Here is a 13,490-nt window from a genome sequence, read left to right as displayed (position 1 = left end):
CGGTAGACGGTAGACGGTAGACGGTAGACGGTAGACGGTAGACGGTAGACGGTAGACGGTAGACGGTAGACGGTAGACGGTAGACGAGCGGGCAGGGGCGAGGCGTGCGTCGCGAGAGGCTGCGCAACCCCAGCAGGCGCCTGAGCGCCTGCTGGGGCTGAGGGCTTATTTCAGGCCGGCAGCATCGCGCAGTAGCGCCGCTTTGTCGGTCTTCTCCCACGGGAACTGCTCACGGCCAAAGTGGCCGTAGGCCGCGGTCTGGCGATAGATAGGCTGGATCAGATCCAGCATCTGGATCAGACCGTACGGACGCAGATCGAAACATTCGCGCACCAGCTGGATCAGCTGCTCTTGCGCGATTTTCTCCGTGCCAAAGGTTTCTACCATGATGGAGGTCGGCTCGGCGACGCCGATGGCGTAGGAGACCTGGATCTCGCAGCGCTCGGCCAGGCCGGCGGCGACGATGTTTTTGGCGACATAGCGTGCGGCATAGGCGGCAGAGCGGTCGACCTTGGACGGATCCTTACCGGAGAAGGCACCGCCACCGTGACGGGCGGCACCACCGTAAGTATCCACGATGATCTTACGCCCCGTCAGGCCACAGTCGCCCATCGGGCCACCGATGACGAAGCGACCAGTCGGGTTGATGAAGTATTTGGTGGCGGCGGAGAGCCATTCAGCCGGCAGAACCGGCTTGATGATCTCTTCCATCACCGCTTCCTGTAGCTCTTTCTGGCCGATGCTATCGGCATGCTGCGTGGACAGCACCACCGCATCGATACCGGCGATCTTGCCATCGTCATATAAGAAAGTGACCTGGCTCTTGGCATCCGGACGCAGCCACGGCAGGGTGCCATTCTTGCGGACTTCGGCCTGGCGCTCCATCAGACGGTGGGCATAGGTGATCGGGGCCGGCATCAGTACGTCGGTTTCGTTGGTGGCGTAACCGAACATGATGCCCTGGTCACCGGCACCCTGCTCCAGCGGGTCGCAGCGATCGACGCCCTGGTTGATGTCCGGAGACTGCTTACCGATGGCGCTCAGCACTGCGCAGGAGTTGGCATCGAAGCCCATATCGGAGCTGACATAGCCGATGTCGGCCACGGTCTTACGGGTCAGCTCTTCAATGTCGACCCAAGCGTTGGTGGTAATTTCACCGCCGACCAGGACCATCCCGGTCTTAACATAGGTTTCACAGGCGACGCGTGCCTTGGGATCCTGTTCCAGGATGGCATCCAACACGGCGTCGGAGATTTGGTCGGCGATCTTATCCGGATGTCCTTCAGAGACGGATTCGGAGGTGAAAAGGTGTTTGGCCATGGTGTTCTTTACCTTCAAAAGACGGGTTGATTCTACTGCGCTGCGTTGACACTGCGTGCTGCATGGGGTGAGCCATCAGGGGGATACGCCGCGCGCCTCCCACTGCTGTCTGATGCTTCCTGCAACGCCCCTCAGGCAAAGCCGTTAAGCAGTTTATCGGTTAAAAAGTATAGATGGATTAACATCTGGACGGCTATTTTAGGCGAAGCCACGAGGTTTTTTCCACCCCTTTTTTTGCGTAAACGCACGATAAAGGCGCGTTAGCGCCCAGGCGACGCCGGTGAGCGCTAGGGAGAATAATTTCATTTTGCTTTTTTGCTCGGTTGTCGGTATAAACGGCGCGCGGCTTACCGGTACATCACGCTTTAACCGGCTTGTTGCTGCTTTTCGGCGTCGATCGCGACGTCAGGCGGCGCATTTCGGGGCGGCTATGTGTCCCACTTCCGGCCGAGGAGGGTATGGGTATCCATACTGTCAGTTTTATCATGCTGTTAACTTTGAAGTGCTGTCGTGCTAAATGGCAGCGATGGAGGTGGTTCAGGTAATGATCCGTGTTGAGGCTGTGGTGAAACGTGCTGCTCCCGGCAGCGTTCTGCGTCATGGCGACGCGTTTTGCGCAACGCGCCTTCCTTCCTTTTTATCCTCATTTCTTGCTTTTTCCCGATGTTATTCATCCTTGAGATGAAGGCTTGGGTCTACCTCAGGATTCGTGCGCCGTTTACGGCATCTGATGACTGAACCAGGGTAACCTGTGGCGTTCGGCTACAGGCATGTATTCATAGGGGGTGTGCCGTTACTGGCGGTTTCCCCGACCCACGGAGTGAACGACGTGTTTTGTTCTTATACTAATATCGGCCCGGTATTTCGTCCGGCGCTGAGCTTTGTGGTCACGCCAAAAATCCCGGCGTGTGGGTTGTTCTATGCAGATGATGCTGCGATAGTGACGGGCGCAAAGGTTAGCCACACTGCCATCGAAGGAGTCGCTCGTGTCTGATCTGATTGCACAGTATCCGCAAGATGCGGTCGATACTTCCCCGTTGCGTTCCATGCAGGAGGTCGCCATGAGCGATAGTAATGCCAGCAAGATGCTGAGCACCTACAACGTCGCCTATTGGGGTGGCAACTATTACGATGTGAATGAGCTGGGCCACATCTCCGTGTGTCCCGATCCCGATGTGCCGCAGGCACGAGTCGATCTGACGGCGTTGGCGTTGCAGATCCAGGCCGATCGCCAGCAGCGCCTGCCGGCGCTGTTCTGCTTCCCGCAGATCCTGCAACACCGTTTACGCTCGATCAACGCCGCCTTCCGACGCGCCCGAACCGCATTCGGTTATCAGGGGGATTACTTCCTGGTGTACCCGATCAAGGTCAATCAGCAACGTCGGGTGATCGAATCGCTGGTCAATTCCGGTGAACCGTTGGGGCTGGAGGCGGGATCGAAGGCCGAATTGATGGCGGTGCTGGCCCATGCTGGCATGACGCGTAGTGTCATCGTCTGCAATGGCTATAAGGATCGCGAATATATTCGTCTGGCTCTGATTGGCGAGAAGCTGGGGCATAAGGTCTATCTGGTCATCGAGAAGCTGAGCGAGATTAACCTGGTGCTGGAAGAGGCGCAGCGCCTGAACGTGGTGCCGCGCCTCGGCGTACGAGCGCGTCTGGCCTCGCAGGGTTCCGGTAAGTGGCAGTCGAGCGGCGGTGAGAAGTCTAAGTTTGGCCTGTCGGCGACCCAAGTATTGCATCTGGTCGAGACGTTGCGTCAGGCTGGGCACCTGGAGAGTCTGCAACTGCTGCATTTCCATCTCGGTTCGCAGATGGCCAACATTCGTGACATCGCCACCGGGGTGCGCGAGTCGGCACGTTTCTATGTCGAACTGCACAAACTGGGGGTGAATATCCAGTGCTTCGACGTCGGCGGCGGCTTGGGGGTCGATTACGAAGGGACGCGTTCCCAGTCGGACTGCTCGGTCAACTATGGCCTGAACGAATACGCCAACAACGTGATCTGGGGCATAGGCGATGCCTGTAATGAACACGGTCTACCGCACCCGACGGTGATCACCGAATCGGGACGTGCGGTGACCGCGCACCATACGGTGTTGGTCTCCAACATCATCGGTGTGGAACGTAATGAATTTCCGCAGCCACAGCCGCCGGCTAGCGATGCCCCGCGTGCCTTGCAGAGCCTGTGGGCGACCTGGGAGGAGATGCAGACGCCGGGCGGCCGCCGTTCACTGCGTGAGTGGTTGCATGACAGCCAGCTCGATCTGCACGACGTTCACAGCCAGTACGCCCACGGCATACTCAGCCTGAGCCAACGCGCCTGGGCCGAGCAGCAGTACCTGGCCATCTGTAATCAGCTACAGACGCAGTTGGATCCGAGTAATCGCGCCCACCGCCCGATCATCGATGAACTGCAAGAGCGGATGGCCGACAAGCTGTATGTTAACTTCTCCCTGTTCCAATCGATGCCGGATGCTTGGGGGATCGACCAGCTGTTCCCGGTGCTACCGCTCAGTGGACTGGATAAGGTGCCGACGCGCCGTGCCGTATTGTTGGACATCACCTGCGACTCGGACGGTACCATCGATCACTATATCGATGGCGACGGGGTGGCGACCACCATGCCGATGCCGGAGTATGATCCGCAGGATCCGCCGCTGGTGGGCTTCTTCATGATCGGTGCCTACCAGGAGATCCTCGGCAACATGCATAACCTGTTTGGCGATACCGCCACGGTCGATGTGTATGTGTTTGAAGATGGCAGCGTCGAGGTGGACGAATCCTACGACGGCAACTCGGTGGCAGAGATGTTGGAGTATGTGCAGCTCGATCCGCAGGTGTTGCTGACGCACTTCCGCGATCAGGTGCGTGCCGCGCAGTTGGATGAGGGGTTACAGGCGCAATTCCTGGAAGAATTCGAGGCGGGGTTGTACGGGTACACCTACCTGGAAGAGGAGTAAGCGCCACAGGAGTGCGCCGCTGAACGCAAGATGGCTGGCGGGCTTGCAGTCCCGCTGGCTTGCCGCCATAATCGGCGGCAATACGCTGTCAAGCGAACAGATAATCCCTTCCTCGTCGGGCCAACGACGCGGGAGGGATTTTTTTTTCATCGCGACGCCGCCAGTCCGTCTGGTCTTGAGCCACGGCGGCGGGATTTATATGAGGAGCGAGTATGTGTACTCTCGGGCATAAACCTGATAACTCTTTGGTCTCCAACGCCTTCGGTTTCTTGCGTCTGCCGTTGGACTTCATGCCGTATGACGGCGATGCCGATTGGGTGATCACCGGGGTGCCGTTCGACATGGCCACCTCCGGCCGCGCCGGTGCGCGTCACGGACCGGCGGCGATCCGTCAGGTCTCCACCAACCTGGCCTGGGAAGGCAAGCGTTGGCCGTGGAACTTCGACATGCGCGATCGCCTGAAGGTGGTGGATTGCGGCGATGTGGTGTTCAGCTTCGGCGACGCCCAGGAGATGAGCGACAATTTGCAGGCGCATACCGAGCGTCTACTCGCCAGTGGCAAGCGCTGTCTGACTTTCGGCGGCGACCACTTCGTGACTTTGCCGCTGCTGCGCGCGCACGCCAAACACTTCGGTAAAATGGCGCTGGTTCACTTCGACGCCCATACCGATACCTATGCTCACGGTAGCCTGTTCGATCACGGCACCATGTTCTTCCATGCGCCCAATGAAGGGTTGATCGATCCGCAGCATTCGGTGCAGATCGGCATCCGTACCGAATACGATCAGGATAACGGCTTCACCGTGTTGGATGCCGCTCAGGTGAACGATCGCGGCGTCGAGGCGACCCTGACTGAGGTGAAACGTATCGTCGGCGATATGCCGGTCTATCTGACCTTCGATATCGACTGTTTAGACCCGGCTCATGCCCCGGGCACCGGCACGCCGGTGATCGGCGGCCTGACCTCCGATCGCGCCCTGAAACTGGTGCGTGGGCTGCAAGATCTGAACATCGTTGGGATGGATGTGGTGGAGGTGGCGCCGGCGTATGACCAGTCGGAGATCACCGCCCTGGCGGCGGCGACCCTGGCGCTGGAGATGCTGTATATTCAGGCGGCGAAGAAGTAATCCTCGCGCCGCAAGCGTCGAGGCCGGGCGATGCCCGGCCTTTTTTATGCCCTGGCGGCGAGCGGCACAGGAACGGTTAACCTGCGCCGCCGTAGGAGGCGCGGGCCTGGCGGTAGAGCGCCAGGCGGATCTCGCGCGCCTTCTCGAACTCCTTGTTCATGATCAACGGGCGGATTTCCTTCTGGTAGACCTGAATACTGGTCTGTCCCTGATGGTGCTGATAGCCGACAGGATGGCTACGCCAGCGGCGGTCGATGATCGCCTCTTGGCTGTAGAAGGGATCGACCTGGTTACGGACATACTCGTCGAAACGCGCACGTAAGGCGCGCCGTTGCTCCTGATGCTGCGCTGAGTGAGCCAGGTTGCGCGTCTCACCGGGATCCAGGTGTAGATCGTACAGCTCTTCCTCTTCATTCTCCTTATAGATGATGTACTTGTAGCGATCGGTACGCAGCATGCGGGCCGGTTGAACGTCCACGTTGCGGTCGGTATTCCATTGCGTGATGACCTCATCGCGCCACGCCTGCGGCTGCTCGCCACGTAGGATCGGCAGCAGGGAGCGGCCATACAGCCCCGGCGGCGGCGTGATACCGGCGTAGTCGCACAGGGTTGGCAGCAGATCGCACAGCGAGGTGAGATGATCGCTGCTGGCCTGGGGGCGGATGCCGGGGCCGGCGAAGACCAACGGGACGTTGGTCGATTCCTCATAGAACCAATTCATCTTCGCCACCAGACGGTGTGCCCCCATCGCGTCGCCATGATCGGCGAAGAAAACCACCAGCGTGTCGTCGCCGTGGCCGCCGGCGCGCAGTGCCGCCAGCACCTGGCCGATGCAGTCGTCGGCTAGGGCGGTGAAGTGATAGTAGGCCTTGAGGTACTGGCGAAAGTTGAGCTCATTCCAGTTGGCGGCCTGCATCACACGGTTATGGGTGCAGCAGGCGTACTGGATGGCCTGAGGACGGTTAGCCAGATCGGCGGCGGTGTCGAAGTTATCCAGCAGCGGAGGTAAAGGCCCCAGTCCCTCGATCTCGCCGTGCGGACCGGCGAAGGCACCGGTCCAGCCGTTGATGTTATGCGGGTTATTGAATTCGACCACCAGCATGAAGGGATGGTCGCTGCTGCGTCCCTTTAGGGTATCGATATACTTGAGGCTCTCTTGCAGGCAATAGACGTCTTCGCGGGTATCGTAGTCGACCGGGTAGGCAGCGGGGCTGTCGTAGGGTAACTCGATCTGTTCGGCGCAGTCGAAGCCCTTCAGTGCGCCGTAGTCGTGGCGTTTGCCGAAGTGGCGGCATTCATAGCCAGCCTGGCTGAACAGTTCGCCCAGCGTCACCATGTCTTGTGGAATGTTGGGGCTGTCGTTGGCGATCACCCCGGTCTGATGCGGCAGGCGCCCGGTCCAGTAGCAGGCGCGTGATGGCGCGCACAGCGGATAGGGGCAGTAGGCGTGCTCGAAGCGGGTGCCACGGGCGATCAGGCTGTCGATGGCCGGGGTCGTGACTTGCGGATTGCCATAGCCGCCGACGGCGCGGCGCGCCAACTGATCGGCAGTGATGATGACGATGTTACGCGGGGGCGTCGCCCGCTGTGATGTGTTAGCTGTGGCACCGTCAGCAGCCAGCGCCGGTGCGCCGAGGGCGACGCCGGCGATCCCGCCGGCGGTACGCTGCAAAAACTCGCGTCGTGAGAGAGACATAATCGCTTCCTTTTTTATTGTTCGAAAGCAAAGATAACAATTTGAAACATTGATTGACCGCGATAGTGATCGCATAACGTACAATCAAAAGAAAAGGAAAGTTTTTGTTGAATAATGACGCAAGATAACGCCGTGGAGCTAAAGCGACCGTGGTGCACGGTACTGGATAGCGCAATAAAATGCCGAGTTAGCGCCATCACGGTGCGCTGTCTGTCTGGCGAGAGAGACGGGTATGTTACCCTAGGCCGCGATGCTAAGCCGTAGCGCATCGGTCTCTCTGTGAGGCGGCGTGAACGCGCCTGATCGTGGATTTGTGGCCTCTCCCTCTGGCCGCACCACGATAAGGATTGCCGTTTTCACTCCGAGTCTGAGACAATACGGCGAACCCTTGTTTTCATACAATCCGACTTGGAGTAGAACATGTCCTCTCGTAAAGAGCTTGCCAATGCTATTCGTGCCCTGAGCATGGATGCGGTGCAGAAGGCCAAATCCGGTCACCCGGGCGCCCCGATGGGGATGGCGGATATCGCCGAAGTCCTGTGGCGTGATTACATGAACCATAACCCGGCCAACCCGCACTGGGCCGACCGCGACCGTTTTGTGCTGTCTAACGGCCATGGTTCGATGCTGATCTACAGCCTGTTGCACCTCACCGGCTATGATCTGCCGATGTCCGAGCTGGAAAACTTCCGTCAGCTGCACTCCAAGACCCCGGGTCACCCGGAATACGGCTATACCCCGGGCGTCGAAACCACCACCGGGCCGCTGGGCCAAGGCATTGCCAACGCCGTCGGCATGGCCATTGCCGAGCGTACGTTGGCCGCGCAGTTTAACCGCCCGGGGCATGATATCGTCGACCACTTCACCTATACCTTTATGGGTGACGGTTGCATGATGGAAGGCATCTCGCACGAAGTCTGCTCTCTGGCCGGTACCCTGAAGCTGGGCAAGCTGATCGCGTTTTACGATGACAACGGTATCTCCATCGACGGTCACGTCGACGGTTGGTTTACCGACGACACCGCCAAGCGTTTCGAGGCCTACGGCTGGCACGTGGTGCGTGACGTCGATGGTCACGATAGCGAAGCTATCAAGGCCGCTATCGAAGCGGCACGCAGCGTGAGCGACAAGCCGTCTCTGCTGATGTGCAAGACCATCATCGGTTTCGGCTCGCCGAACAAGGCCGGGAGCCACGACTCTCACGGCGCGCCGTTGGGCGACGCCGAGATCGCCGCGACCCGTGAGCAACTGGGCTGGAACTACCCGCCGTTCGTCATCCCGCAGGAAATCTACGCGCAGTGGGATGCCAAGGAAGCCGGTCAGGCCAAAGAGCAGGCTTGGGACGCGCGTTTCGCCGCCTATCAGGCCGCGTTCCCGCAGCTGGCTGCCGAATTCAAACGCCGCATCAACGGTGAACTGCCGGCTAGCTGGGACAGTGAAGCCCGTAAGTTCATCGAACAGTTGCAGGCCAACCCGGCCAAGATCGCCAGCCGTAAGGCATCTCAGAACGCGCTGGAAGCTTTCGGCAAACTGCTGCCGGAATTCCTGGGCGGCTCTGCCGACCTGGCACCGAGCAACCTGACCATGTGGTCCGGCTCCCAGGCGCTGAATGACGATGCCGCGGGCAACTACATTCACTACGGCGTGCGCGAGTTTGGCATGACCGCCATCATCAACGGTATCGCACTGCATGGTGGGTTTATCCCCTATGGCGCGACCTTCCTGATGTTTATGGAATATGCCCGTAACGCCATGCGTATGGCGGCGCTGATGAAGATCCGCAACATTCAGGTTTACACCCATGACTCCATCGGTCTGGGTGAAGATGGCCCGACGCACCAGCCGGTCGAGCAGATGGCGAGCCTGCGCACCACGCCGAACATGAACACCTGGCGTCCGTGTGATCAGGTCGAATCTGCCGTGGCCTGGAAGAAGGCTATCGAGCGTCTGGATGGGCCGTCTGCGCTGATCTTCTCTCGTCAGAACCTGACGCAGATGGAGCGCACTGCCGAGCAACTGGCCAACATCGAGCGTGGTGCTTATATCCTACAGGATTGTGACGCCCAGCCGGAGCTGATCTTTATCGCCACCGGTTCCGAAGTGGAACTGGCGATGAAAGCCGCCGCCCAACTGAGCGCAGAAGGGCGCCAGGTGCGTGTGGTCTCCATGCCGTCAACGGAAGTGTTCGACAAGCAGGATGCCGCCTATCGTGAAGCGGTGCTGCCGTCTGCCGTCAGCGCTCGTGTGGCGGTTGAGGCCGGCATCGCCGACTTCTGGTACAAGTACGTCGGTCTGAACGGCGCTATCGTCGGTATGACCACCTTTGGTGAGTCTGCGCCGGCTGAACAGCTGTTCGTTGAGTTCGGCTTCACCGTCGATAACGTGTTGGCCAAGGCGCGCGCACTGCTGAACTAAGGCCTCGCCATCACGGTTTAATGATAGACGGGGCTACGGCCCCGTTTTTTTGGGACGTTATGGTCATCGTCGTGTTGCTCTTGCTATTTTTCAGACTAAATTTGTGATGAGATGCACGTTTCCATCCAAATCTCCCCTCAAGCTACGCCCTTTTCTCCTACCGTATTTTCTTTGTCCGAGGTTTGGTTTATTCTTAGCTGAAGCGTTTCAGTTGATGGGGAGAGTGGTGACGAAGTGATGGGGACAGCGGCGTTTTTTGCTGCAAGAAGCCATCCCCGCGCCGCAGGCATCGATTACTCTGGAGCCTCTTTTGCCGGATGAGGAATAGAGTGAGATGTCCTTACGTATCGCCATCAATGGGTTTGGACGCATCGGGCGTAATGTGCTACGGGCGTTGTATGAGTCGGGGCGGCGAGCGCAGATCCGCGTCGTCGCGATTAACGAGTTAGCGGCATCGGCAGGCATGGCGCATCTGTTGCAGTATGATAGCAGCCATGGCCGTTTCGCGTGGCCGGTGCGTCAGCAAGATGATTGGTTATGGGTCGGGGACGATCGTATCCGCCTGTTGCATCAAGCGCAGATCGCGGCATTGCCGTGGGACGCGTTGCAGGTGGATATCGTTCTGGACTGTAGCGGCGTTTATGGCAGCCGGGCGGATGGTGAAGCTCATATTCTGGCGGGGGCTAGGAAGGTGCTGTTTTCCCACCCCGGTGGCCATGACCTTGATGCGACGGTGGTGTACGGGGTGAATCAGGCATGCCTACAGGCGAGTCATCGCATCGTCTCGAACGCCTCCTGTACCACCAACTGTATCATCCCGGTGATTACGGTGCTGGATGATGCCTTTGGTATCGAATCGGGGGCGGTGACCACCATCCACTCCGCAATGAATGATCAGCCGGTGATCGATGCCTATCACCCGGACTTACGCCGCACTCGCGCGGCCAGCCATTCGATCATTCCGGTGGATACCAAGCTGGCGGCCGGTATCGCGCGCGTGTTGCCACAGTTTCGCGATCGCTTCGAGGCGATCTCGGTGCGCGTGCCGACCCTGAATGTGACGGCCATCGATCTCAGCGTCAATGTGCGGACGGCGGTGCAGGTCGACGAGGTGAACCACGTGCTGCAAAAGGCGGCATCCACCTCATTTCATGGTATAGTTGATTACACAGAATTACCGCTGGTCTCGACCGACTTTAATCACGACCCGCACAGCGCCATCGTGGACGGCAGCCAGACGCGGGTAAGTGGTCGGCATTTGATTAAAACGTTGGTCTGGTGTGACAACGAGTGGGGCTTCGCCAACCGGATGTTGGATACCACGCTGGCGATGTCCCGGGCAGTTTCTACTGCGTCGTAGCCGTGCGCGGCGACACAGCTTAAAGCAACTTTTAGAGAATCAATGAGAGGATTCACCATGTCTGTAATTAAGATGACCGATTTGGATCTGGCGGGTAAACGCGTCCTGATCCGTGCGGACCTGAACGTTCCGGTTAAAGACGGTAAAGTGACTTCTGATGCGCGTATCCGTGCGTCCCTGCCGACCATTGAGCTGGCGCTGAAACAGGGTGCGTGCGTGATGGTGACTTCCCATCTGGGTCGTCCGACCGAAGGCGAGTACAACGAAGCGTTCTCTCTGCTGCCGGTGGTGAATTACCTCAACGATCATCTGAGCGCGCCGGTGCGTCTGGCTAAAGATTACCTGGATGGCGTCGATGTCGCTCCGGGCGAATTGGTGGTGCTGGAGAACGTCCGTTTCAACAAGGGCGAGAAGAAAGACGACGAAGCACTGTCTAAGAAGTACGCCGCCCTGTGTGACGTCTTCGTGATGGATGCCTTCGGTACCGCACACCGTGCTCAGGCTTCAACCCATGGCGTGGGCAAGTTTGCGCCGATCGCCTGTGCCGGTCCGCTGCTGTCTGCTGAACTGGAAGCGCTGGGCAAAGCGCTGAGCAATCCGGCGCGTCCGATGGTCGCCATCGTCGGCGGTTCCAAAGTTTCCACCAAGCTGACCGTGTTGGACTCCCTGGCTAAGATTGCCGACCAGCTGATCGTCGGTGGTGGCATTGCCAACACCTTTATCGCTGCGGAAGGCCACAATGTCGGTAAATCCCTGTATGAAGCCGATCTGATCCCGGAAGCCAAGAAACTGCTGACCACCTGCGACATCCCGGTACCGACCGATGTGCGTGTGGCCACTGAGTTCTCTGAAACCGCGCCGGCGACGATGAAATCCGTCAGCGAAATCAAAGATGATGAGCAGGTGCTGGATCTGGGCGACGCCTCCGCCGAGCAGTTGGCCGCTATTTTGAAAAACGCTAAGACCATCCTGTGGAACGGTCCGGTCGGCGTATTCGAGTTCCCGAACTTCCGTAAAGGAACCGAAATCGTGGCTAATGCCATCGCCGAGAGCGACGCGTTCTCCATCGCGGGCGGCGGTGATACCTTGGCGGCGATCGATCTGTTCGGCATCGCTGACAAGATCTCCTACATCTCCACCGGCGGCGGCGCCTTCCTGGAGTTCGTTGAAGGCAAGAAATTGCCGGCCGTGGTGATGCTCGAAGAGCGCGCCAAGCAGTAATACCCGTTAACGGGAGGCCCGCGTGCCTCCCGTTGTTTTATCGCGCCCTGGCGCGCGGTAATGTTGTTCCGATTGGAAAACACTCACGCCCACGAAACAGGACGATTAGACATGTCTAAAATCTTTGATTTTGTTAAACCGGGTGTCATCTCTGGCGATGACGTTCAGAAAGTATTCCAGGTAGCGAAAGAGAACCAGTTCGCGCTGCCGGCGGTAAACTGCGTCGGTACTGATTCCATCAACGCAGTCATGGAAGCGGCAGCGAAAGTACGCGCCCCGATTATCGTTCAGTTCTCCAACGGCGGCGCAGCCTTCATCGCCGGCAAAGGGCTGAAGCTGGAAGGTCAGCAGGCGGCCATCCTTGGCGCGATCTCCGGCGCGCATCACGTGCATCAGATGGCCGAGCACTATGGTGTTCCGGTGATCCTGCATACCGACCACTGTGCTAAGAAGCTGCTGCCGTGGCTCGACGGGCTGCTGGACGCCGGTGAGAAGCATTTCGCCGCGACCGGTAAGCCGCTGTTCTCCTCCCACATGATCGATCTGTCTGAAGAGTCTCTGGAAGAGAACATCGAAATCTGCTCTCAGTACCTGGCTCGCATGGCCAAGATCGGCATGACCCTGGAGCTGGAACTGGGCTGCACCGGCGGTGAAGAAGATGGCGTGGACAACAGCCACCTGGACAACTCCGCGCTGTACACCCAGCCGGAAGACGTGGATTACGCTTACACCAAACTGAGCGCCATCAGCCCGCGTTTCACCATCGCCGCCTCTTTTGGCAACGTACACGGCGTGTACAAGCCGGGTAACGTGCAACTGACGCCGGTGATCTTGAAAAACTCTCAGGAGTATGTGTCCAAGAAACATAACCTGCCGCACAACAGCCTGAACTTCGTGTTCCACGGCGGCTCCGGCTCTACCGCAGCAGAAATCAAAGAAGCGGTCAGCTACGGTGTGGTGAAGATGAACATCGACACCGATACCCAGTGGGCAACCTGGGAAGGCGTGCTGAAGTATTACCAGAAGAACGAAGGCTATCTACAGGGTCAACTGGGTAACCCAGAAGGCGACGATAAGCCGAACAAGAAATACTACGATCCGCGTGTATGGCTGCGTGCCGGCCAGAACGGGATGATCGAGCGTTTGGAACTGGCGTTCAAAGAGCTGAACTGCATCGACGTGCTGTAATCCTGCCATGTCGTTGAATAACCCCGCTTCGGCGGGGTTTTTTTATGGTGTGCGCGCGGAGTCTGAGAGTAAATAAAACATCATTAATGGCTTTTTATTTTCAGATTATTGGTGTGAATGAAATGTGGAGTCTCTGGCGATTGTTAGCTACTCTGCATGGGTTTTGGCCACGAGCTGTGGCCTGCTTTTGCCTGTGCCGT

General features: G+C 58.6%; 8 protein-coding genes. 6 read left to right on the top strand and 2 right to left on the bottom strand.

Annotated features, from left to right (window positions below; translation table 11 throughout):
* Positions 1 to 165 precede the first annotated feature (165 nt).
* Positions 166 to 1,320, bottom strand: a complete 1,155-nt coding sequence (metK, locus tag EHO01S_RS13190; protein WP_024524396.1) for a methionine adenosyltransferase — start codon at positions 1,318 to 1,320, stop codon at positions 166 to 168.
* Positions 1,321 to 2,366: 1,046 nt separating this feature from the next.
* Here metK and speA point away from each other — a divergent pair.
* Together speA and speB are read left to right on the top strand one after the other, a co-directional pair.
* A complete protein-coding gene (gene speA, locus EHO01S_RS13185) occupies positions 2,367 to 4,283 on the top strand; it encodes a biosynthetic arginine decarboxylase (protein ID WP_232238268.1) in 1,917 nt (638 codons plus the stop codon).
* A gap of 212 nt (positions 4,284 to 4,495) precedes the next feature.
* Positions 4,496 to 5,410 carry an agmatinase gene (gene speB / locus EHO01S_RS13180; RefSeq protein WP_024524394.1) on the top strand — a complete coding sequence of 305 codons (915 nt, stop codon included), beginning with the start codon at positions 4,496 to 4,498 and terminating at the stop codon, positions 5,408 to 5,410.
* A gap of 76 nt (positions 5,411 to 5,486) precedes the next feature.
* On the opposite strand, the gene EHO01S_RS13175 is transcribed toward speB, so the two are convergent.
* Positions 5,487 to 7,106 carry a sulfatase family protein gene (locus EHO01S_RS13175; RefSeq protein WP_024524393.1) on the bottom strand — a complete coding sequence of 540 codons (1,620 nt, stop codon included), beginning with the start codon at positions 7,104 to 7,106 and terminating at the stop codon, positions 5,487 to 5,489.
* Positions 7,107 to 7,526: 420 nt separating this feature from the next.
* Between EHO01S_RS13175 and tkt the strand changes: the two genes are divergently transcribed.
* The 4 genes from tkt to fbaA all read left to right on the top strand — a co-directional run bounded on the left by tkt (position 7,527) and on the right by fbaA (position 13,290).
* Positions 7,527 to 9,521 (top strand): transketolase, encoded by a 1,995-nt coding sequence (gene tkt / locus EHO01S_RS13170; RefSeq protein ID WP_024524392.1) that lies wholly within the window; start codon positions 7,527 to 7,529, stop codon positions 9,519 to 9,521.
* 334 nt (positions 9,522 to 9,855) lie between these two features.
* A complete protein-coding gene (gene epd, locus EHO01S_RS13165) occupies positions 9,856 to 10,881 on the top strand; it encodes an erythrose-4-phosphate dehydrogenase (protein ID WP_024524391.1) in 1,026 nt (341 codons plus the stop codon).
* A gap of 57 nt (positions 10,882 to 10,938) precedes the next feature.
* A complete protein-coding gene (gene pgk, locus EHO01S_RS13160; RefSeq protein WP_024524390.1) occupies positions 10,939 to 12,102 on the top strand; it encodes a phosphoglycerate kinase in 1,164 nt (387 codons plus the stop codon).
* Positions 12,103 to 12,213: 111 nt separating this feature from the next.
* Complete coding sequence (gene fbaA, locus EHO01S_RS13155; protein WP_024524389.1) at positions 12,214 to 13,290, top strand: class II fructose-bisphosphate aldolase; 1,077 nt, start codon at positions 12,214 to 12,216, stop codon at positions 13,288 to 13,290.
* Positions 13,291 to 13,490 lie beyond the last annotated feature (200 nt).

This window comes from Edwardsiella hoshinae NBRC 105699 = ATCC 33379 (assembly GCF_000474215.1).
Classification (GTDB): domain Bacteria; phylum Pseudomonadota; class Gammaproteobacteria; order Enterobacterales; family Enterobacteriaceae; genus Edwardsiella; species Edwardsiella hoshinae.
Note: the sequence above shows the minus strand (reverse complement) of the source record. Positions and strands in the feature narration are given on the sequence as shown.

Bases quoted from the DNA above. Each gene is read 5' to 3' on its own strand.
- speA (WP_232238268.1), top strand. From the start codon at position 2,367: ATGCAGGAGGTCGCCATGAGCGATAGTAATGCCAGCAAGATGCTGAGC.
- EHO01S_RS13175 (WP_024524393.1), bottom strand. From the start codon at position 7,106: ATGTCTCTCTCACGACGCGAGTTTTTGCAGCGTACCGCCGGCGGGATC.
- epd (WP_024524391.1), top strand. From the start codon at position 9,856: ATGTCCTTACGTATCGCCATCAATGGGTTTGGACGCATCGGGCGTAAT.
- fbaA (WP_024524389.1), top strand. From the start codon at position 12,214: ATGTCTAAAATCTTTGATTTTGTTAAACCGGGTGTCATCTCTGGCGAT.
- tkt (WP_024524392.1), top strand. From the start codon at position 7,527: ATGTCCTCTCGTAAAGAGCTTGCCAATGCTATTCGTGCCCTGAGCATG.
- pgk (WP_024524390.1), top strand. From the start codon at position 10,939: ATGTCTGTAATTAAGATGACCGATTTGGATCTGGCGGGTAAACGCGTC.
- metK (WP_024524396.1), bottom strand. From the start codon at position 1,320: ATGGCCAAACACCTTTTCACCTCCGAATCCGTCTCTGAAGGACATCCG.
- speB (WP_024524394.1), top strand. From the start codon at position 4,496: ATGTGTACTCTCGGGCATAAACCTGATAACTCTTTGGTCTCCAACGCC.